General features: G+C 49.2%; 19 protein-coding genes. 9 read left to right on the top strand and 10 right to left on the bottom strand.

Annotated elements, in window-relative coordinates; genetic code table 11:
* Positions 1-62: 62 nt before the first annotated feature.
* Both hepT and mntA read right to left on the bottom strand, forming a co-directional pair.
* Complete coding sequence (gene hepT / locus ACO05E_RS12650) at positions 63-491, bottom strand: type VII toxin-antitoxin system HepT family RNase toxin (protein WP_419813297.1); 429 nt, start codon at positions 489-491, stop codon at positions 63-65.
* Entirely contained in the window at positions 481-978 is a 498-nt protein-coding gene (mntA, locus tag ACO05E_RS12645; protein ID WP_419813296.1) for a type VII toxin-antitoxin system MntA family adenylyltransferase antitoxin, read from the bottom strand. Before mntA ends, hepT begins: the two co-directional genes overlap by 11 nt.
* 175 nt (positions 979-1,153) lie before the next feature.
* Between mntA and mqo the strand changes: the two genes are divergently transcribed.
* The 4 genes from mqo (at position 1,154) to ACO05E_RS12625 (ending at position 5,619) form a co-directional block, all read left to right on the top strand.
* Complete coding sequence (gene mqo, locus ACO05E_RS12640) at positions 1,154-2,662, top strand: malate dehydrogenase (quinone) (RefSeq protein WP_419813295.1); 1,509 nt, start codon at positions 1,154-1,156, stop codon at positions 2,660-2,662.
* Between the two features lie 104 nt (positions 2,663-2,766).
* Positions 2,767-3,900, top strand: a complete 1,134-nt coding sequence (locus ACO05E_RS12635) for a Re/Si-specific NAD(P)(+) transhydrogenase subunit alpha (protein ID WP_419813294.1) — start codon at positions 2,767-2,769, stop codon at positions 3,898-3,900.
* Between the two features lie 14 nt (positions 3,901-3,914).
* Positions 3,915-4,199 (top strand): NAD(P) transhydrogenase subunit alpha, encoded by a 285-nt coding sequence (locus ACO05E_RS12630; protein WP_419813293.1) that lies wholly within the window; start codon positions 3,915-3,917, stop codon positions 4,197-4,199.
* 10 nt (positions 4,200-4,209) lie between these two features.
* On the top strand, positions 4,210-5,619 hold the full coding sequence (locus tag ACO05E_RS12625; protein WP_419813292.1) for an NAD(P)(+) transhydrogenase (Re/Si-specific) subunit beta: 1,410 nt from the start codon (positions 4,210-4,212) through the stop codon (positions 5,617-5,619).
* Positions 5,620-5,759: 140 nt separating this feature from the next.
* Here ACO05E_RS12625 and ACO05E_RS12620 read toward each other — a convergent pair whose 3' ends face one another.
* Positions 5,760-8,030, bottom strand: a complete 2,271-nt coding sequence (locus ACO05E_RS12620; protein WP_419813291.1) for a TonB-dependent receptor family protein — start codon at positions 8,028-8,030, stop codon at positions 5,760-5,762.
* 81 nt (positions 8,031-8,111) lie between these two features.
* Between ACO05E_RS12620 and ACO05E_RS12615 the strand changes: the two genes are divergently transcribed.
* A complete protein-coding gene (locus ACO05E_RS12615) occupies positions 8,112-9,071 on the top strand; it encodes a sterol desaturase family protein (protein WP_419813290.1) in 960 nt (319 codons plus the stop codon).
* Between the two features lie 2 nt (positions 9,072-9,073).
* Positions 9,074-10,222, top strand: a complete 1,149-nt coding sequence (locus ACO05E_RS12610) for a DUF1513 domain-containing protein (protein ID WP_419813289.1) — start codon at positions 9,074-9,076, stop codon at positions 10,220-10,222.
* Positions 10,223-10,258: 36 nt separating this feature from the next.
* Here ACO05E_RS12610 and ACO05E_RS12605 read toward each other — a convergent pair whose 3' ends face one another.
* From ACO05E_RS12605 to rpe, 6 genes are all read right to left on the bottom strand, one after another.
* Positions 10,259-11,437 carry an imelysin family protein gene (locus ACO05E_RS12605; protein ID WP_419813288.1) on the bottom strand — a complete coding sequence of 393 codons (1,179 nt, stop codon included), beginning with the start codon at positions 11,435-11,437 and terminating at the stop codon, positions 10,259-10,261.
* Between the two features lie 83 nt (positions 11,438-11,520).
* A complete protein-coding gene (locus ACO05E_RS12600; protein WP_419813287.1) occupies positions 11,521-12,972 on the bottom strand; it encodes a DUF4856 domain-containing protein in 1,452 nt (483 codons plus the stop codon).
* Between the two features lie 267 nt (positions 12,973-13,239).
* Positions 13,240-13,560: a Grx4 family monothiol glutaredoxin gene (gene grxD / locus ACO05E_RS12595; protein ID WP_419813286.1), complete on the bottom strand. Its 321-nt coding sequence runs from the start codon at positions 13,558-13,560 to the stop codon at positions 13,240-13,242.
* 127 nt (positions 13,561-13,687) lie between these two features.
* On the bottom strand, positions 13,688-15,319 hold the full coding sequence (locus ACO05E_RS12590; RefSeq protein WP_419813285.1) for a DNA recombination protein RmuC: 1,632 nt from the start codon (positions 15,317-15,319) through the stop codon (positions 13,688-13,690).
* A gap of 46 nt (positions 15,320-15,365) precedes the next feature.
* Positions 15,366-16,097 (bottom strand): phosphoglycolate phosphatase, encoded by a 732-nt coding sequence (locus ACO05E_RS12585; RefSeq protein ID WP_419813284.1) that lies wholly within the window; start codon positions 16,095-16,097, stop codon positions 15,366-15,368.
* Positions 16,097-16,798 carry a ribulose-phosphate 3-epimerase gene (gene rpe, locus ACO05E_RS12580; RefSeq protein ID WP_419813283.1) on the bottom strand — a complete coding sequence of 234 codons (702 nt, stop codon included), beginning with the start codon at positions 16,796-16,798 and terminating at the stop codon, positions 16,097-16,099. The genes ACO05E_RS12585 and rpe overlap by 1 nt, the downstream gene beginning before the upstream one ends.
* A gap of 179 nt (positions 16,799-16,977) precedes the next feature.
* Here rpe and ACO05E_RS12575 point away from each other — a divergent pair, with 179 nt between their 5' ends.
* The 3 genes from ACO05E_RS12575 (at position 16,978) to ACO05E_RS12565 (ending at position 19,652) form a co-directional block, all read left to right on the top strand.
* A complete protein-coding gene (locus ACO05E_RS12575) occupies positions 16,978-18,207 on the top strand; it encodes a DUF3530 family protein (protein ID WP_419813282.1) in 1,230 nt (409 codons plus the stop codon).
* 97 nt (positions 18,208-18,304) lie between these two features.
* Positions 18,305-18,889, top strand: coding sequence for a hypothetical protein (locus ACO05E_RS12570; protein ID WP_419813281.1), 585 nt, complete (start codon positions 18,305-18,307; stop codon positions 18,887-18,889).
* 28 nt (positions 18,890-18,917) lie between these two features.
* Positions 18,918-19,652, top strand: a complete 735-nt coding sequence (locus ACO05E_RS12565; protein WP_419813280.1) for an MBL fold metallo-hydrolase — start codon at positions 18,918-18,920, stop codon at positions 19,650-19,652.
* 79 nt (positions 19,653-19,731) lie between these two features.
* On the opposite strand, the gene ACO05E_RS12560 is transcribed toward ACO05E_RS12565, so the two are convergent.
* Complete coding sequence (locus tag ACO05E_RS12560; RefSeq protein WP_419813279.1) at positions 19,732-22,170, bottom strand: xylulose 5-phosphate 3-epimerase; 2,439 nt, start codon at positions 22,168-22,170, stop codon at positions 19,732-19,734.
* Positions 22,171-22,341 lie beyond the last annotated feature (171 nt).

Genomic DNA, 22,341 nt, shown 5'->3' with positions numbered 1-22,341 from the left:
CATTTTTTTGACTAAGGCCTGTTAACACCATTTCGGCCCTTGTAACCGGAACAGCTGACGCATTACTGCTGTAAAAAATGGATCGCTTTGCCTGAGAAGTCCGCCAATTGCTGATAGTGCTGTTCACGTAATACCGTTTCAAGAATCGCCAGATCAATATTCAGGTAGTCGTGAACCAAACCGTTTCTCATGCCCAGTATTTTACGCCACTGAGTCAGCTCACTGGCTGTTATATGACCACGCTCACATAATAATGAAAAGGTTTGATAGGCATCCGCGGCTGACTCACCTTCCAAACGCTTCAGCCAATGCTTAGCCAGACCAATACACTGCTCGATATACACCTGCAATACACGCTCCAGCGCCCGATAATCGCGGGAGCGAAAATTTCCAGCAATCAGGTCATCACGTAATTCGTCCAGCTCTGCTTGATTACGCCGGGCGTTTTTCTGTGCTTCCTGGAGATAAAGCGATAATCCATCAATGGTCATGATATTTGTTCTCGATCATTTGATATTCGTACTGACTGTAGATGCGATTGGCTTCTTTATAGGCTCTGGGAGAATCATCCTGATAAAGAATCTGGCCCTGCTCAATCACATTAAAAGCCAGATACGCAGGAATCGTATTAATATCGACAATGCTGATCAGGTCAGTAGTTATGCCTAATTCATCCGCCCATAGCATCGCCAACTCATGGGGGCGTGTCAGTTTATCCGCGGCTGATAAATCAAATCGCTGAAAAGCAATCGCCAGATCCAGATCACTGTGATCATGATAGCGACCCTTCGCTCTGGAGCCATACAACCACAAGACAGCGATATCATCGTGGCATTGTGCCAAACGAGTAATGTCTGCTAATAACGCAGGCTGATTATGAATCACTGCTTCCATCATTTTCATCAGAGTAAGGCCAGAGAAACAGGCAGTATCGCCAATGGCTTTCACACACGCAAGAAGCGCCAGATTCCTGGTCATCTCTGAATAATTCATCGCCCAATTTATAACCAAAAACAAATGGATAAAATTTCATCCATAAGCAATACATTATAAAAAGCATAAAAAACTCTACTGATGGATACCTGTCTCAGCTATTGCGAGCAAACTCCCATATCCGTATAAATCGCCTCATCACTGGCTCGGGAGACTGACGATGACCAAAAAACACGTTGATGCCTTATTAGTCGGCAGTGGTGTGATGAGCACAACACTGGCCACGTTACTGAAGAAGCTTGATCCATCACTGAATATTCTGATGGTTGAGCGCCTCGACGACGTTGCCGCCGAAAGTACTGATGGCTGGAACAACGCCGGTACTGGCCATGCGGGTTATTGTGAACTCAACTACACCCCGCAAACGGCTCAGGGGGAGATCGAGATTGAACGTGCGCTGACGATCAATGCCAACTTTGAAATCTCCCTACAGCTGTGGTCATCCCTGATCGCTTCTGGCGATCTGCCGTCACCGCATCAGTTTATTAACCCCACGCCACACATCAGTTTTGTCTGGGGCGAAAACAACGTAGATTTTCTGCGTCAGCGCTATCACAAACTATCGGCACATCCATTATTTGCCGATATGGAATACAGCGAAGACCCAGCCGTTTTACAACAGTGGATGCCGCTGGTGATGGCCCAGCGTGGTCAAGGTGAAGCCGTTGCGGCTACCCGTGTGGCCTATGGCGCGGATATCGACTTTGGCTCACTGACCCGCAATCTGGCGAATAATCTGGAGCAGCAGAACGGTTTTGACCTGCTGCTGAATCACGAAGTCAGCCAGCTCAACAAATCCGCAGGTCATTGGCAGGTTGTGGTTAAGAACCGCATCACCCGCCAGGCCGAAACCATTCAGGCGAAGTTTGTGTTTTTAGGCGCTGGCGGCGGTGCTTTGCCGTTGTTGCAAAAATCCAACATCCCTGAAAGCAAAGGTTACGGCGGTTTCCCGGTATCAGGCCAATGGTTGGTCTGTCAGAACCCGGACGTTGTGAAACAGCATCACGCCAAGGTGTACGGCAAAGCGGCTATTGGTGCGCCACCAATGTCGGTTCCTCATCTGGACACACGCATTATCAATGGCAAGCCCGCCTTGTTATTTGGCCCATACGCCGGATTTACCACGCAGTTTTTAAAACAAGGTTCGAAGCTGGATCTGATCAAATCGGTCAGTGCCAATAATCTGCTGCCAATGATGCAGGTGGGTCTGAACAATATGGATCTGACGCGTTATTTAATCAGTGAAGTGCTGCAGTCGCATGAAGACCGAGTCAGAACTCTGCAGCAATATTTACCAACGGCGAAGGCAAGCGACTGGAGCTTAGCGCACGCCGGGCAACGGGTGCAGATCATTAAAAAAGATGCAAACGGCAAAGGCAAACTGGAGTTCGGCACCGAGCTGGTTGCCGCAGCGGATGGCTCTCTGGCCGCCTTATTAGGCGCATCTCCGGGCGCTTCGGTTGCCGCCAAAGCCATGATTGAAGTACTGGAACGCTGCTTTGAGCAACAGATGAACTCAGGCTGGCAACAGCGCCTGAAACAACTGATTCCTTCTTATGGCGAGTCTCTGATTGATAACGCTCAACTGCTGGAGCAGGTGCGTTCACACACCTTACATACGCTGGGATTACGCCCGGCTGATGAGTCAGAACAGCCGATCGCTATGTAGTCCAAATTATTTTCCCAAAAGTCACTGATGCGGTCAGGAAACTGACTGTAGGTGGCTTTTGCTCGCTTAAAAATTTTTCATTCTAACTTATAGGAGTACGCACTATGTTAATTGGTGTACCTAAGGAAATTTATCCTGGGGAAGCCCGCGTTGCCCTGATACCGTCGGGTATTCAGGCGCTACTGGATAACGGCTTTGAAGTCGTGATTCAGCAAGGGGCCGGTGATGAGGCACATTTTGCTGACGACGAATACCGCAACTGTGGTGCCAGCATTGCACCCACTGCCGAATCGTTATACCAACAAGCGGATATTATTTTAAAAGTCCGTCAGCCGCTGGATCAGGAAATCCCACTGTTAAAAGAAAACAGTACCCTGATCTGTCTACTGGATGCCTGGTTCAACCTGCCACTGGTCAGCCAGTTAGCCGAGAAAAAAGTGCGTTCGTTTGCGTTGGAATTTATTCCACGGACAACCCGCGCTCAATCGATGGACGTCTTAAGCTCCATGGGTGCCATCAGTGGTTACCGTTCGGTATTGGCTGGTGCCATGGCATTACCACAATACTTCCCAATGTTAATGACCGCAGCGGGCACCATTCACCCGGCACGTGTATTCATCATTGGTGCTGGCGTTGCCGGCCTGATGGCGATCTCGACTGCCCGTCGTTTAGGTGCGGTGGTTGAAGCCTATGACACTCGTGCCGAAGTACGCGAACAGGTGGAATCTCTGGGTGCCAAATTCGTTGAATTTGACCTGGAAACCGAAAGCGGCAATGAATCGGGTTACGCCAGCGAGAAGTCAGAAGCCTTTTATCGCAAACAGCGCGAACAGATGACCACTAAGATATCGCAAGCTGACATGGTGATCACCACTGCCGCTATTCCGGGTAAAGCCAGCCCACGTCTGATCACCAAAGACATGCTGCATTACATGAAAAAAGGCTCCGTGATTGTCGATCTGGCAGCAGAGCGCGGCGGTAACGTCGAAGGCACGGTTGCAGGTGAAAAAGTCTATCTGGATGGTGTCACCATTATTGGTTACACCGACCACCCAGGTCGTGTTCCGGTACACGCATCGCAGCTGTTAACCAAAAACATCACCACCTTCTTATTAAATATGGCGGCTGACGGCGCGCTGAATATTGATATGGAAGACGACATCATCGCCGCCACGTTAGTGACCGAAGACGGCGCCATTAAACACGATGGCTTAAAAGCCCAAATCGAAAACGCTTAAGAGGAATTCCCAAGATGGAAATGTTCATCATGAGCCTGACCATTTTTGTGCTGGCTGTTTTTGTCGGTGTCGAAGTGATCAACAAAGTACCACCCACCCTACACACTCCACTGATGAGTGGCACCAATGCTATCTCCGGTATTGTGGTTGTGGGTGCCATCCTCAGCTCCGGTGGCAGTGAGCACACCACGGTTTTGTCGACCGTTTTAGGCGGTGCGGCAATTGCCTTAGCCACCATCAACATTGTGGCCGGTTTTCTGGTAACCGATCGCATGCTGAATATGTTTAAAAAGAAGTAAGGGCTGAATTGTGGATACATTAATTAATTTAGGTTACCTGGTTTCTGCCGTGCTGTTTATCCTCGGCATCAAAGGTATGACTACCCCAAAAACGGCGGTTCGTGGTAACCAGATGTCAGCTACCGGTATGCTGATTGCAGTCATCGTTGCTCTGCTCGATAACAACGTAGTGACTTACGAATACATCATTATTGGTGTGTTAATTGGTGGCACCATTGGTGCGATCTTAGCGAAGAAAATCGCCATGACCGATATGCCAGAGCTGGTTGCCGCTCTGAACGGTATTGGTGGTGGTGCATCTCTGCTGGTTGCTGCAGCGAACTATCTGGAGAGCCAGAAACTGGCTGAAATGGGCAAATTTGTTCCCAGCTACGACTGGTCGATTGCCGTTATTATGTCAATTCTGATTGGTGCCGTTACTTTAACCGGTTCTTTTATTGCCGTGGGCAAATTAAAAGGCAGCATTGGTGATTCCAACAAAGTTTTCCTGTTTAAGACCATCGTAAAACTGTGCTTAGTGGCTCTGCTGGCCGGTGCGGCTTACTTCGCGGCGGTTGATCCACTGAACTCCGATCTGCTGATTGCTGGATTGATTGTTCTGTGTCTGGTGCTGGGTATCTGCCTGGTAATGCCAATTGGCGGTGCCGATATGCCTGTTGTTGTTGCCCTGCTGAACTCATACTCCGGTTTAGCCGGTGCTGCAGCAGGTTTTGTACTGGAAAACAACGGCCTGATTATCACCGGTTCTCTGGTGGGTGCTTCCGGCATCATCTTAACCAGCATTATGTGTAAAGCGATGAACCGCTCACTGACCAACGTTTTGTTTGGTGGTTCAATGGCTGAAAGCGCTGGCGTAAGCCGTGATGAAAACGATGCTTTCTACGAAGGCAAAGTGAAGTTTTCTTCCGCAGATGAACTGGCCATGTTGCTGGATGGCGCACAAAACGTGGTATTTGTACCGGGCTATGGTTTAGCCGTTGCCCAGGCACAACACGCAACCCGTGAACTGGCTAATATGCTGGAAGCTCAGGGTGCCAGCGTTAAATACGCCATTCACCCGGTTGCCGGTCGTATGCCGGGCCATATGAACGTATTACTGGCAGAAGCCGAAGTGCCATACGATCAGCTGGTTGAAATGGACGCCATTAACCCGGAATTCTCACAAACCGACGTAGCTATCGTATTAGGTGCAAACGACGTGGTAAACCCGGCAGCGGCACAAGATCCAAACTCCCCGATCTTTGGTATGCCAATTCTGGATGTGCACAACGCCAAAACCGTAGTTGTGGTTAAACGTGGCTTGTCCCCAGGTTTCGCAGGCATTCCAAACGAGCTGTTTATCCGTGATAACTCACTGATGGTTGCTGGTGATGCGAAGAAGGTACTGCAGGATACAATTTCCGCGTTGAAAGACCTGTAAGCTCTGCACTGCAGGGGCAGTAAAGCTTCTGCAGGTACCTGAAAATAAAAAGCCCGTCATAGCATTTAATCTATGACGGGCTTTTTTGTAACGGAGCTACTTAGATTAAAAATCCAATCAAAGCTCAGATCAAAACACAATCAGAACTTAAATTTAGCGCCGACATTCACAGAACGATCTTTACCCGGACGGAAGCCATAAGGCTTAACCGCTACCACATATTCATTAGCAAATACGTTATCAACGGTGCTGTACAGTTGCAGCTGTTTGGTTACCTGATAGCTACCGGATAAATCGAATACAGTGTAAGCATCCACTTTATCTTCTTCGGCAATACTGCCTTTGCCCGGTACATTGCGCACTTCACTCTGATACAAAGCCGATAAATGAACGGCCCATACGCCATTGGTCAAGCCAGTTTGTACATTCAGACGATGTTCTGGCAGGTAAGCAATACGGTAGCCTTCTTCAATATCCAGCCCGGCCTCACCAAAAGCACCGGTAGTATCGGTAAAGTCTTCACCGAACTCACCACGGCTATAGGTATAGCTGGTTGATACTGGTAACGACAGATGGCTGAGCTGATATTCATGGCCCCAGCTGGCTTCAACACCATAAACCTGAGCATTACCGGCATTGGCCTGATCATCCACCAGATCATTATCACAACCATTCTGGAAAGAGCAGGTACCGCTGAACTGGTTATAGTCGTTTAAGAAGGCAATCACTTCCGCCTGTCCATAACCGCTATAGCGGCCACCCAGTTCATAGTTGATGCTTTCTTCTGGCTGAATATCGTCATCACTGCTAGGCGTTGCTGCAGTGAAACCTTTATGCACACCACCTAATACACCAAAGGTATCGGTCAGCTGAGAGTACACACCAATACCCGGCAGCGTAATCGATTGATCTAATTCCGTTTTGCTGACTCTGGAGCCATTCACTAAGTCATAAACCGTACGCGTAGTTTCAATTTCTTCATGACGAACACCAATGGTAATGGTGGTGTTATCAATCTGAATATCGTCTTTGATGTACACCGCAATGGCGGTTGCTTCATCTTTATTACGGGTCGTTGACTCAAATGTACCGTCAACCGCCTGTAAAATACCTCCCGGCAGCATACGATAGCTTTGCTCGGTATGGTGACGACGGATTTCATCCTGATGAATACGTAAGCCGACTTCTAATTCATGGCTGATTTCTGCGGTATTAATGCTGTAATTAGCGCGGGTCTGAATCCCCTGGGAAACAAACTTACGGCCGTTATTACCAATTCTCAGCTCTTCAGCCTCAGATAGACCACTGGCACGCTCTCCCGTCAGGATCTGATAAAAGGAACGGTTTTGTGGGTCATCCGGGTTAGCCAAAATCTCGCTTAACGTCACGTCGTTGGTGTTAAAGCTGTTTAACTTAAACCAGTCACGTTCAAAACCATTACGATACACATCGGTGGTTAACGTAAAATCGTTCATTTCAAACTGGTGCGTCAGCTGAACCTGAGTATGCTCCCAGTTCATATTATCCAGCTGAGAGGAGGCATAACGGCGATACGGGTCATCGTCAAAGTCATCTTTCGTCAGACCCAGATAGGTTTCATCTGACTCTTCATCAGCATAGCCCAGCTTCAGTTGGAATAACTGGCTGCTTTCTTCACCTAATAACTGATAACTGGTTTTAAAGTTAATATCATTACGTTCAAAACCGGTATCACCACCGCCATCAAGATCTTTAAAGCCGTCGGTGGCAACGTGCAAACCTTCGATTAGATAGCCAACATTACCTTGTTGACCACCGTAAAAAGCCGACAAACGACGGAAGTCATGGCTACCGTACTGAGCATCAACTTCTCCTTCGTTGTTATAAGGAATTGGGCGGCTCACCAGGTTAATCGCCCCACCAATAGTCGCTGGGCCATACTGAATAGTGGACGGGCCTTTAAACACCTCTACTGCACTCATACGAGATACATTCGGGAAGTAATAAGCCGCTGGCGCTGAATACGGAGCTGGGCCAGATAACACACCGTCTTCCATTACTGTTACTTTTTTACTCCGTTCAGGAGCGGTGCCACGCAGACCAATATTCGGACGCAGGCCATAACCATCTTCTTCCTGAAGGTTAACGCCAGGTACGGCATTTAGCACCCGGTGAATATCGGTATATTCAAACGTATCCAGCGCTACATCATCAATCAGAGTCGCCGATCCCGGCTGGCGACGAATCTCATCGGCGCCACCAGTGATATAGACATTGTCCAGCACCGCTTCGTCATCGCTGGCATCAACCGCCAGAGCAACGGGCGCAGCCGCTAAAGCCACAGCCAATGCTAACGGCTTGGCCGCATAACGACCCGGATTTGCGAACAAAGGCGAGGTAGTAAAAGGAAAGTTCAGGAACAGTTTAGACACGGCTTACTCCGCAGGAACTACTAATAAGAAAACTGGAACGCATTTAACCACAAATGAGATTCAATATTAAAGGTGTTGGAGATGAGTTATCATTCAGACTTTGATTTCATCGTACGACTGGTTATGCCCGCGTTCTCTGATCTGTTCCCGGATAGCTTGCAATTTACCCTGATTCAGTGGTGGCAAGCCCTGCTCGCCATTGTCCAAGCACCAGAAAGCCGGACTTTTTGGGGCTATTGGCTGAGTGCCGCGCTGATTGTTCTGTTATGGGCAACAGCGTCCTGGCCTTCCCGGAAACAACATCTGAAACCCTGGCTGACACTGTCTTATTGGTGGAACACATCGACCCGACAAGATTATCTGCTGATACTGCTCAATAGCCTGCTGTTTCTGGGTTCGGCCGGGTTCTGGTTGGTGGTCAGCATCAGTGTGGCTAACTGGACTTTTGTTACACTCCGCAGTATTTCACCGGCCGCCGAGCTGGCAAGCGGTACATCGCTGACGTTACTGATCAGCTACAGCATTGTGTTATTTCTGGCTGAAGACTTAAGCCGCTATGGGTTGCATAAGCTGCTGCACAGCCGCTGGTTATGGCGTATTCATGCCGTGCATCACAGTGCTTCGGTACTCACTCCGCTATCATTACTGCGCGTCCATCCGTTAGAGAAACTGCTGTATCAACTGCGCTCATCCAGTGTGCATGGCCTGATGATTGGTCTTTTCTTTTATGGCTTTGGGGTACAACAGCAAGCCTGGCAGCTGTTCGGAATTTCCGGCTTTGTTTTATTATTTAACACGCTGGGGGCTAATCTGCGTCACAGCATGGTGCCTATCAGTTTTGGCAGACTGGAACATATCCTGATCAGCCCTGTCCAACATCAGCTCCATCATTCACCCGGACACAGCCGCCAGAATCTGGGTTCTGTTCTGGCGATCTGGGATAAGGCATTCGGCACCTGGAAACAACCCGACGGCGAACAAACCGTTACGCTACCGAAAGTCAGCAAGCCCTTATTACACCAGCTATTACTGAAGAGATAACCATGGCCATCCGACGTCGCCAGTTTTTACAAGCCGGGCTTAGCCTGCCGTTATTAAGCGCCTGTGATTTTGCCGACCTGACCACACAGCGTGGCTGGCTGGTCAGCGGTTATCGCGTTCAGCCAGATCCAACCGTTAAGACGTATCAACATGGCGTACTGGCCTTTGATCAGCAAGGCCAGGTGCGCGCCGATTTTGCTGTTAACGACGAAGTGCATTTGGCGTGTTTTTCACCCGATTTAAAACATATTCTGGTGTGCTCCCGGATTCCCGGTGCCGCATTAACTCTGTACGACTTTAATGGCAAGCTGTTGGCGTCTGCATTGCCGCCAAATCATCAGCATTTTGAAGGCCATGCGGTATTTTCTGACGATGGCCAGTTTATCTATGCCACCGCCAGTGATTACCAACAAGCAAGCGGGAAATTACTGCAATTAAACGCTCAGGATTTATCCCTGATCAATGAATTTAATAGCGGTGGTATCGGCCCCCATGAACTGGTCTGGCAAACCTCCACTACATCAAACAGAACTGCATCAAACAGAACCGTGTTAGCCATTGCCAACACTGGGGTTAAAACCCATCCGGACAGTGGCCGTAAGCCATTAAATATTGACGACATCCATTCCAATGTCAGCTTGTTTGATACCCAACAGCAAAACATTACTCATCAATGGTTTGTTAATCAGGATGCGCTCACGGCCCGCCATCTGGATGCACTGCCCGATGGTGATTTAATGATTGGTTGTCAGTATAAAAAAGACGACAAGTATCCAGTCGTGATTGCCTTAGCGAAGCCAGAGCACAACCAGTTGTCATTCAGTGATAATCAACCAGGAGCCTTCCATTTTAAAATGCAGGGCTACAGTGCCAGCGTTACGGCGTTTGGCGACTCTCAGGCGTTAATTACCAATCCACGTGGACATCTGATCAGTCAGTGGAACACTCAAGAAACAATTCCCGAGTTGCAGCAGCATCTGTCGCTGAAATATGCCAAAGGTGTGGTGGCAGACCGTATGGGAAAAGTCGCTTATATCAGCCAGGGGCAAGGCAAATTATGGCGCTATGATCAGTCAGGATTAACGGAAGTGGTGTTGAAACAGCAGAAAAGTATCTGGTGGGGAAATCATATGCGCGGCGATATTGGCTGATAAGCCAATATCTCCGGCATTGTCTAACAGGGATGATTAATCATTATCGCCTTGTGCATCGTTAGGAACACTAAAGCCCAGCGTCAAAACAAACTCACCTTTTAAATCGTCGGTAAAGTCTTTGATTTTCTCATCCAGCGAGCAGACTTTCTCCAACTCAGAAGCATCACTTGCCGCATTAATACAAGTTGCTGCATCAGCACCGGTTACAATCGAACGAATATCACCACTAATTGCAGCCGTAGCATCAATAGCAGTTTGCAAGCTTGCTTTCATACGGGCAGCTACCTCAGGCTCTCCCGCTGCAGTCAGGTAATCATCCAAGCCGTTATCCATCAGCGCCAAAGCCCCTTCCAGGTTCGCCTGAATGGCTTCTTTACCGTATGGGTTACGAGCATCAAATTCCAGCGCAGACAAGGTAAAAATACCCGCATTAGAAGTTGGGAAAACTGCAGTTAACTTAGCGTCTTTTGTTTGCTTATCGATATAGAACAAACCATCCGAAATACCATCAGCAGCAGTCTGTAAGTTCGCTGAGGTGCCAATATCATAATTATCAACCGCTGTTTTTAAAGCAGCCACATTATTTACCATATGAGCCGTGGCTAATTGGGTGTAATTACAACGTTCAGCCAAGCGGGTCGCCTCATCCTGAGCATCCCAGGTTCTGAGCGCAGCTGTTTTGTTCACTTCCGGACAGCTGACATTAGAAGAACCGGTGAACAATAAATAGTCCAGCGCATCTAATGAGAAACGTACTGGCTCGACATTATTGGTCAGCTGATAGCCATTTGCAGTGGAATTCACTACTTCTTCATCCACTTTACAGCTGTCATTACGATTCCAGTTGTAAAAGTTAGAGCGCTGCTCAGCGATTGGGCCAAACTGCATTACTTCCAGCTTCTGCCATTCAGCCATTGCTGCTTTCCAGGCATTTTGTGCGGCTGTTTTATTAGCGTCATTGGTTATATCAGCACAATAGGCCTGAGTTGTTGTATTCAGTGTACCGACCAAACCCTGAAGGTTGTTAACCGCTGGTTTAACCGCATTATCAACCACCGAACGCAAGCTGGTTGCACAATTAAAACTAGCGGAATTAAGGCCGCTACAGGCATCATTGGCAGTACCACCAGAGGAAGAACCGCCACCACCGCCGCCTCCACAGGCAACTAATAATGTACTGGCAGCAATACTGGTCCATAATTTAACTGACATATTTACCCACCTTTTTTATATGGATTTAAACTAAAAAGGGCTGCAGATGCAGCCCTTATAATAACAAAGCTAGATGATGTTACTTACCAGTTAGCAACGTTGTCATCAGCAAAATCGTAAGCTTCTGCAATGATAGCACGTGCTTCTAACAGCTCTGCTGCATAAGCGTCAGCATTTGCTTTCGTATCAAAGACAGGCTTCTCACCCATTAGTTCATGCATTTTAACCTGATCAGCTTCAGCAAACTTAGTGATTGGGCTGAATTGCAGACCCAAAGCGAAACCTTTCATTTCACCCCAGTGTTTAGCCAAGCTTCTTACAGCAGCAGCATCAAAATCAACAGTACCAACTTTGGCCAGGTCACCACGAGTATCATTGATGTAGTGAACTACGGTTGCAGCAATGGCTTTTTCCCAGTTTTCCAGAGCAATACCCGCCTGTTCAACCAGATCTACGTGATAGCCTTCGCCTGCAACTGGATCGGTACCAAAGTTATCCTGAATAATCTGACGACCTTTCAGGAAAGCATCCATCGCATTTTTAGAGAAGTCAGTGGCAGTAAACTCAGCAGAACCCACATCACGTTTTACAGCATTAACAGAGTTACCAAAGCTGTATTCGGCGTTGAGATCAATTTCACCATCGCTGTTAGTGTCATTGTCTTGCTGCGCTTTGTTTTCAGCATCGGTGTAGTTGTTGTAGTCACGTGCAGCACCGAAGTAACCAAAACCTTCATCCCACTGGTGTTCCAGGCTGGTATATGGCTTGCCTTCTTTATCAGCTTCGCTGTTTTGCTTTAACAGACCTTTATCCGCTTTCAGGTAGTCTTCAGCAGCCTGAGAGTAAGTTACAGAACCCAGCAGGAACTTCTGAATTAACTGCGAATAGTCCAGAGCATTCGTAGTATCAACATAATCCGTGGAGCTATTACCGTCACCAGCTAATGCCGCTGCGGATTCAAACCATTCCTGAATCAGAGCATATGGCTTAGAACGCTCGCCTGTTGCGTCGGCTTTGCCTGGTACGGCAATCGCGTCAATATCCCAACCGATAAATTCATCTAAAGTCAGTGCATTATCAACACCGGCTGTTTTGCCTAACAGATTTTTATCGCCAGACAGCTCAGCATAGGTATCCTGAACCAGAGTAGCGCCGTCTGTTTTCAGCGATACACCAACCGGAGTCGCTTCATCACCACCGGTATAAATATTAACTGCTGTCAGATTACCAACCACATCAGTTGTACCTGCCGCATAAATACGATTTAACTCACCCAGAGCCGCCGCCTGACTCAGGCCACCATTCTGGAAAGCATCATCCGCGATGTACTTTTTCAGCTCATTGATCAGAGCCTGACGAGCAACCTGACCTGAGTAAGAAACCGCTGATTCCTGAGAGTCCACAACACTTTCAAAAGTATAAGTCGATGGCGCATTGCTGCCCGGAGCTGGTCCATTGTCATCGTCATCATCGCTGCCACACGCTGCCAGTAAAACAGCAGCAGACAGAACAGAAATTCCTTTAATCAGTTTCATCTGAATTCTCTTCTCAGTTAGGTTAATTAATAAGGATTAAAATATGAGCGAGAATGCTAGCAAATCTTATTATCAGCACAAAGAAAAAAATGAATTAAAATCAGAATTAATCTTATTTGATATATAAATAATTCTTATTCTTAATTTAAGTTTCAATAACAGCAACAAAGCTCTAACAAACCAGCCAAATGAGTTATTTCTGAAACAAAAAAAGCCAGCACTTATGTGCTGGCTTTTGCGTTTAACCTTGTTTTTACAGAGGTTTTTTTATTCAGCAGGAGCCGCTTCTTCTAATACCGACTTCAGCTCACCTTTCTGGTGCATATCGGTAATGATATCGCAGCCACCGACCAGTTCACCTTTCACCCATAATTGTGGGAAGGTTGGCCAGTTAGCGTATTTTGGCAGGTTTTCACGGATTTCCGGGTTGGATAATACGTCAACGTAAGCGAACTTCTGACCACACTCCATCACCGCCTGTACGGTTTGTGCAGAAAAACCACACATTGGCTGGTTCGGAGAACCTTTCATGTACAACAGGATGTCGTTGTTTTCGACCTGGTCTTTGATGACTTCCATAATATCCATGGCTGATCTCTCTTGATTCGTTAGTGAATGTTAAAAATTTGCAGGCGATTCTAACACAACCGGTTGAGTTGTTGACCGCCCCGCTTGGTTTTTACTGTTTCAGCCAGCTACTGCTGGTAACAACAGACTACAGCTCAATCTCTTGCTGTTGCTGCTTCTCAGTGTCGATTGACTGCTCAGGAGCTTGCTCCAGAGATTGATGCAGCTCATCCTCGGCATTGGCTTCTTCGACCAGATTGCGGGCCAGCTCTTTTTTCACCCGAACGCCCAGTTTCTGGAAGGTATCGGCACGATTCAGCAGGTTGCCCCGCCCTTGTTTTAATGATTTCCAGGCGTCTTCGTAGGTGCCCTGAGCGGTGTTAAGTTGCTTGCCCAGCTTCTCCATATAATCCACCAGGCTAACCACTTTTTCGTACACCAACCGTGCCTGATCGGCGATTTTTTCGGTATTGCGGTTACGTCGTTCAATCGCCCATAAACTGGCAACGGTGCGTAATGTGGCCAACAAGGTTGTTGGCGTTACCACCACAATTCGACGCTCAAAAGCATCGTTAAAGAGTTGCTCATCCTGCTGGAAAGCCGCCATAAACGCCGGCTCTACAGGCATAAATAAGAATACAAAGTCTGGTGAGTTCAGCCCTTCCAGCTGCTGATAAGCTTTTTCGCTCAAGCCTTTGATGTGAGCACGTACTGACTCCACATGGCGCTTTAATGCGGCTTGTTGCTGCTCATCGCTGTCGGCATTGATGGAATCGGTATAGGCATTCAGAGACACTTTAGCGTCGATGATGATGTGTTTGCCTTCCGGCAGATTAATGATCACATCCGGGCGATAACGCTGGCCGCTGTCATCCTGATGACTCTGCTCGCGAACGTATTCTTCACCGGCACGTAAGCCAGAGCGTTCCAGCACGGTTTCCAGCACCATTTCGCCCCAGTTACCCTGCACTTTCTGCTCGCCCCTTAAGGCGGTGGTCAGCGCCTGAGCTTCACTGCTCATCTGTTGATTCAGTTTATGCAGTTCGCCGATTTGTGCCCGCAGGGAAGCCCGGTCTTTAGCATCGTGCAGATGCACATCTTCCACTTTTTTGTGTAAGCCTTCGAGCTGCTGCTTAAACGGCGACAGTAAGGCATCCAGCCCTTGTTTATGCTGTTCGCTTTGTTGCTTGCTCTGTTCGCTGATTTGCTGTGCCTTCTGTTCCAGCACCTTTTGCGACAGCAGCTCAAACTCTTTTAACAACTGGGTTTTATTGTCAGCCAACAACTGCAGCTTTTCGTCGGCGTTCTGTTGTTGCAGCTGACGGGTTTCGCTTTCAGTGGCGAGTTGCGTGTGCAGCTGCTGATTGTTGTCACGTAACTGGTCAACCTGCTGCAATAACTGCTGCTTCTCTTGTTGCAGTACTGCCAGCTGTTGTTGTTGGCTTTTATTATCTTGTTGCTGTCGTGTCAGCTCTAGCTGCTGCTGGTGATAGTCCTGCTGCCATTCGGCTTCTGCCTGACGCTGCTGTTCCAGATGTTGCTTTTGTTGATTAGCATGCTGTTGCTGTAAATCGTCCAGCTCTTGTTGCGTCCGTGCCAGCTCGTCCTGCGTCTGTTCGAAGGCCTGCTGTTGCAGTAACTGTTGTTCTGCTAACTGCTGTTCATGCTGCTGCGCCAGCTGTTGATGCTTGCGGCTCATAACCCATGCCGTCATCGCCACACTGGCGCTTACCAGTAGTCCACAAATCACCATTAAATAGTTCAGGCTCAGTTCTAACATCTAAGCAATATCCTTGTTGTATCCGTGTTGATTTGTATCCATGTAGCTAAGCGCTGGCAACCAGCTGCAACAGATTATCCACCAACAAATCCGGCTGACTCAAAGCAATGCTCTCACCATGGTTATAGCCATAACTCACGGCCACGGTTTTGATCCTAGCCGCTTTGGCAGCGCCAATATCATGGCGGGAATCACCAATCATTAATGCGTTGTCGGTGGATACTTTCATCTCGTGACAAGCGTGCAGCAGAGGTAACGGCGAGGGCTTTTTCTCAGCAAGATCATCGCCACAAAGCACCAATGAGAAATACTGACTCCAACCCAGCGACTCCAATAACGGTAAGGTAAATAACCTGGGCTTGTTGGTGATCAGCACTTTAGGCAGTGATATGCCCTTCAGGAAGGCTTCCACACCGGGGTACACACCTGTTGCCTGGTGTAGGGCAGCCAGATAGGCCTGATCAAAGGCATCACGCCAGGGTTGGATATTACTGGCCGGAAACGCATTGGCAGCAGCTTCGTCACCGTCAGCCAGTGCCCGGCGAATCAATTGATCGGCACCGTTGCCAACCCAGTGGCTGACTCGTTCTTCTCCGGCGGGTTCGCGTCCGAACTGTTGCAACATAGCATCCACTGCGGCTGCCAGATCCGGCACACTGTTAATCAGTGTGCCATCCAGATCAAACAGCAGCAGCCCAAGGCCATTTTGAGCAGTGCCATTTTGATCAGGGCATCGGGGCTCAGGGAAAAGCGCTTGTAACGAATCAGCGAATCGCATTAACGTTTCGCATCAATGGCGGCCATTTCAGCACGCATCTGATCAATCACGGTTTTGTAATCCGGTGCATTAAAAATGGCAGAACCGGCCACAAACATATCAGCACCGGCTTGATAAATTTCACCAATGTTATCGGCTTTCACTCCACCATCAATCTCCAGACGGATGTCGTAACCGGAGGCATCGATTTTGGCGCGCGCTTCGCGCAATTTATCCAGCGTGGCGGGAATAAAGGATTGGCCGCCAAAACCCGGGTTAACCGACATCAGCAACACCACGTCCAGCTTGTCCATCACGTAGTCCATATAATGCAGTGGTGTGGCCGGGTTAAACACCAGACCCGCTTTTAAACCCGCGGATTTAATCAGTTGCAGGCTGCGGTCGATATGATCGGACGCTTCCGGGTGGAAGGTGATGTAACTTGCACCGGCGTCGATAAAGTCACCAATCAGACGATCCACCGGATTCACCATCAGGTGCACATCAATCGGTGCGGTAATGCCATGATTACGCAGTGCCTTACATACCATTGGGCCAATGGTCAGATTCGGCACGTAGTGATTGTCCATCACATCAAAGTGGACCACGTCAGCACCCGCTGCGAGGACGTTTTCCACCTCTTCACCTAACCGGGCAAAGTCAGCAGATAAAATAGAAGGAGCAATCAGGCAATTCTTACTTGGTGTGGAGTTGTTTGACATGGGTTTACCGTTGGTTCATCAGGCTAATTTGGGGCGGCGGATAACACCGGCGGCTATTGTAGCATTATCAAACCCGGTGCCGGGAACGGAACTTGCTTTTTCCTTATGCCAAACCACAACTACACTTGAGGCAGCTCGAATAATTCAGAGCCGCCTAACTTTTGCCCGGACACCTTGTCATGATTTTCGCCACGCGTTTTTTACTTCCCTGTTTTTTGCTTTCTTGGGCCTTACTGCTATCGGCAACGGCCTATGGCGAAGATGAGCAGTCAGAAGCAGCCGCTATTGAAGAAAAGGTCGAGGAAAAGATTGAGGTGCTGGAGCGTGTTTCGCCACAAACCGATCACAAACGCCATCAATCCATTATTGATCACCTGAGCTTATACCAGCGTCAGCGGGAAGTGGTTGAGCTGGTGAGTGATGACGAGTCTTTCCACGGCTTATTTTTGCAGGAAACCATGGGCCGCCCCCAAGGTGGCATTCTTCTGTTACATGACAATCAGCAACATGCCCAATGGCCTACGATTGTTGGCCCGCTACGCCAATATTTACCGGACTATGGCTGGGCAACGCTGGCCATCGAATTACCGTCACAACCGGTTGCACCCTTGCCAGAACGTCCGAGTTATGACGCGCCAGCCTCGTCAGAATCCAGTGAATCCGAGCCCAATGAATCAGAGCAGGAAAACACTCAGGAATCCGATGCTGCAGATGCAGCCAGCGAAGAAGATAACAACGAGGAAACCAGCACAACAGATGACCCAGACAGCGCAAGCGGCAATGCCAGCGGCCAACCTGAACCGCCAGAGTCTGAAAATACGGTTTCCGATCCGAATAACGAGCCCGAGTTGCCTCGTCTGAATGGCTTACCGCCAGTGGCAGACAACACAACAGCAGCAGCTGAACCTCAGGCAATTTTTGAAACCTCAGACTCGATGCGTTATCAGCAGCAAATGCGCAACCGGGTTACTACCTCGATGGATTATCTGAGAAGCCGGGGACAGTTAAATCTGGTGGTCATCGCCAATGGCAGCAGCGCCTCCTGGGCGGTTAACTATCTGTTAAACCAACAGCAGTCGCGCGAAGCCGATGCAGAAGAGTCCATCGAAGCCTTTACCCTGATCCTGATTGACGCTTTGCAAAGCCCACACGACCAGCTCTATCTGGAAGAGCAACTGACCCAGCTGGAAATTCCGATTCTGGATCTGGTAACAGACTATAGCCAAACTCAACCCGAAGATGCCAAGCGCCGGGCCGGCATGATGCGCCACCGCCAGCGTGATGATTATCGCCAGTTGCAGATTTCTGCCACCGACCTGAGCAGCGACCAACATCAGCAAGTCAAACGCCGGGTGCGTGGCTGGCTAAGAAGCAATGCCGCAGGCAGTGAATTACCGGTTAATCGCTGATCTGCCATGGGGCGCAAAAAATAACAGCTTATGATTTCGCCCGGCAGGCCGATAAAAGACTTCTATACTGCAGATAAGTTTGAAACGAGAATCACCAATGAGCACGCCTATTTTTGTGACAGCTGCCAGCATTGCAGCAGAATTACATCAGGCCATGCTGGAAGCCAAAGGTCTGGCACTGACGGCTAAAAATGCCCGCGCACTGGCAGTACGCGCCGGATCAAAAACCGTGGGCTTTAAAGCCATTACCCATTTTATTGATGAATTAGCCAGCGATATTATTCGCCAGTCGCACTACATCAATGGCGTTTCTGAGAAATTATCTCAGGAAGCGGTGAATTTATGGCGAGCCACCATGGCGGCGGATAAATTTGAGTGGATTGCACAACAGCATAACGCTCATCAGGCATCGCTCAATGACGCCATGAGCCAGTGCTTCCAGCAACGCGAACAACTCTCCGGTTCATTACAGCGCGGGTTGCGCGAACTGGAAGAACAGTTGGAAGAAGGCGACAAGCATATCCGCACGGCCAATTTAATTGCCACCTCCAGCAAAGTGGAAGCCTCATCTGCCGACGAGTTTCGCGGCCAGTTAGAAGTCATTGCCAATAATATTACTGATACTGCCGATAAAATCCGCACTCACCTCAGCAAAGCCCGTAGTCTGCTGAGCCAGCGCTGATACGGATAAAAAACAGGAAAGAACAACCATGTTAGCTACCACCATTTATGAAGACGGCGATCATCGCTGGATTATGTTTGGCCGCGACCCGGACAAATCTGAAGGCATTATCGACACCAACCAATATATGATTCAGAGCGGCAATCAGGCGATATTGCTGGATCCAGGTGGTATTGAGCTGTTTGCGCCTATGTTATCGGCGGTTTTAAAGTTTGTTCCGGCCGAGCAGATTACTCATTTATTCGCCTCGCACCAGGACCCGGATATTATTTCGTCATTAGGCTTGTGGGATCAGGCGCTGCCCAACGCTAAGTTGTATTCGCCGTGGTTGTGGGAAAGTTTTATCCGCCACTTTGGGATGGAGCGTATTGAGTATTGCGCCATTCCGGATGAAGGCCTGACGCTGACACTGAATAAAATTCAGCTGCAATTTATCCCCGCTCATTACCTGCACTCCTCCGGTAACTTCCACGTTTATGACCCTAAAGCCAAAATCTTAATGAGTGGTGATGTGGGTGCAGCGATGGAGCCAACCGATGCGCCACTCTGGGTGGATAATATGATCACCCATGGCCAGAAAATGCAGAAGTTCCATCAACGCTGGATGCCGTCGGATGATGCCAAGCTGGATTGGGTTCGCCGTGCTCGTCATCTGGATATTGATATTATGGCGCCACAACATGGTCGGTTATTTAAACCACCGCATGTGGGTGAGTTTCTGGATTGGTTCGAGCAACTGCCGGTGGGAATTGCGGTTAAATAACCGACCCAGAAATAAAAAACTGTATGTCTGGCTCCCATGCAGAGCGTGGGAACCAGAACGGCCTTTTCTGTTTGTAAGCTCAGCCCTCCGGCGGATAAGGATGTTTAATTACATCATACGGATCGCCCTGCCCCTGAATCGCTGCCCATTCCTCGGCAGTTAACCACTCGGTTGGTTCGATATCAGCTAACCGCGCCAGCGCGGCTAATGCATCCGCCCAGGTACACCGATTGGCAAATAACAGCCCCTCGGCATCCAAAGTGCCACCCTGATTCACATACCCCAAAGCCAGGGTATTTTTTGGCCCCAGGTCCAGCAGTCGGGTATGGGCTAACAGAATTTCCGGCCGGGTATGGGTCAGAAAGACCCGTTGCTTCACGGTGGCCGGAAACAGAGCAGCCATTACCGAGTCGGAAGCCTGTCGCTCAGCTTCATAGCCATCACGTGGCACCCGAAAGCGCCCCGGCTCCAGCAAGTAAATTAATGAGTGCGCCACACCTTTTTGCTTTAACCGATCACTGGCTTTTAACGCCTGTTGCAACTGATGGGCACCACAAGCCACGAGCTGCAGCTCAGAACCACAATGACCACGCACGCACACCGCACCGTCCTGAACCAAGGCTTCTGACTGACGGGCATCCAGCACCATCGGCATCACTGACTTGGGGATCACCAGATTCCAGATCACCCCCAGATCACCGTAACAGGCTTTTAAGCAGGCCATGGCACTGTTGCCATCGGCCGGGAAAACCACCCGTGACATATCGGCCATTTCGCCCATCAGGGCTTCGGCCAGACTGGGATCCTGATGGCTTTGTTCATTTTTACCGTTTTCCCAGACATGGGAGGTGGAAATAATCGGTAAGCCTAACCAGGGTGCTGGTTCTCCCACCTCTTTCTGATGACGGGAGAAAATAATCGCCTGACGCAGAGCTCCCAGCATTTTGGTGGCAAAGGCTTCATACGACACCACCAGATTAAGCCCGGCCTGATTGGCCAAACAAGCACTGACAATCGCTTCTTCATTCAGTGCGGTAATCACCCGGCCATGAATATCTTCAGCAACGCCGTCTTCCGGGTCGGTTACCCGGTGCTGTAATAAATCCAGCGTTTGATTCATGCGGTTGGAGCGCAACTCATCCGGGTTACCCACCCGTACCCGCAGCTGATCATTAATCTCGACCAGATTCACAAAATACCGATCAATCGCTGCCATTGGCGCAATGGCATCACTCAGCCATTGAGGTTCCTGACGATTCACGGTTACGGCTATTGGTGGCACTGGTGGTGTCGGCTGAGTCAGCAGCTGAGCCGCCTGCTTCCAGTCAGCTTCAGGCTGATGCAGGTCTTTAATACCGCGATGGAAAAACGCTAGGGCATCAGCATCACGACGAGGATTACTGCCCAGCGGTAAACCATGAGCGGCATTGGTTCCGGCCCCGGGGAAGCCAAAACCTTTTACGGTTTCGGCAATGCAATACGGCAGCGGAACGGGATAGCTGGCCTGACCGTTTTCAACCGCTTCTCCGGCATGCTGTAAATGCTGTTCCATAAAATAAATAGCACAGACAAACGCCGCCGGATCACGGCCATCAATCACAAATGGGGCAAAGCCCTGATGTTTTAAGTGATCAATAAACCAGTCGCTACCGCCCTGCTGAGCAACGGTTGTGCGCTGATCAATACGGCGACCGTTGGCAATCATAATCGGGCTAACTAAGCCTGAGTCACTGGCACGCCACCAGCGTGCCGCCCAGTCACTGCCTCGTTGTTCTTCAAACGCACCGTCGCTTAAAAATGCCACCAGCCGCTCGTCTTTTTGTGGCATATGCACGTATTGCAAACCGGCAAAACCTAAATAACCGCCTTCAATTTTGGCTCCGGCGGTATTCGGATTAACGTGAGAACCTAACGGCGACAGGGGTTTGCCGTCCGGGCGTACCCGATAATTATAAAAATCCTGAACAAAATGACTCAGCCCGTCATCGGTTAGCGGGTATTCTCGCTGACGCTCCGCCAGAGCGGTGCCACTTAATAATTGCAGCGCATCAATGGCAGCAACACAATGTCCCTGCCCCATCAGCCAGTCGCGATGAATGCCCGTCAGACTGTTGAGGGTCATATAAGCCGCGTAGGCCGGCACCATATTGAGTGATCCGCCAGTATGGCCCTGCGGATCACGTTTGAAATCGAGGGGGGATAAGTCACGACCATCCAGAAACACGTGCTTGGCATAGGTCATATGAATCACCAGCCACATCGCCTGATTGGTTAATACATCCAACGCCGTTAATTTTTGATAACACTCGGCTTTATCAGCAATCACACCGGCTTCCTGCAAAGCCGTGGCTAATTCATAAACCTGTAGTTGTGTTGCAGGCTGATGCTCAATCACACCACACCCCTCGGCCCAGTGGGCAAAATCAGCATCGAACTCGCGATGCTGACGTGCCTGAGCTTCAATCTCCGGTTCCTGAAAGCGTTCCCGCTGCTGCATATAATGTAAGTTGAGGCTCATGATTCACCGTCCTGCAGGCACTAGCTATTTAAGCAAACCAGTGTAGGAAGGCTGTTTTTGAGAAGTCTTGCGATAAATCAACGCCTGATCAGTCTCGGTATCAAATCCATGATGACCGCGACACAGATCAGGCCAAAAGAGCAAAGAGAGCTGGAAAAGTACGGCTAGATA

It is taken from the genome of Bacterioplanoides sp., assembly GCF_965226395.1.
Classification (GTDB): Bacteria; Pseudomonadota; Gammaproteobacteria; order Pseudomonadales; family Oceanobacteraceae; genus Bacterioplanoides.
Note: the sequence above shows the minus strand (reverse complement) of the source record. Positions and strands in the feature narration are given on the sequence as shown.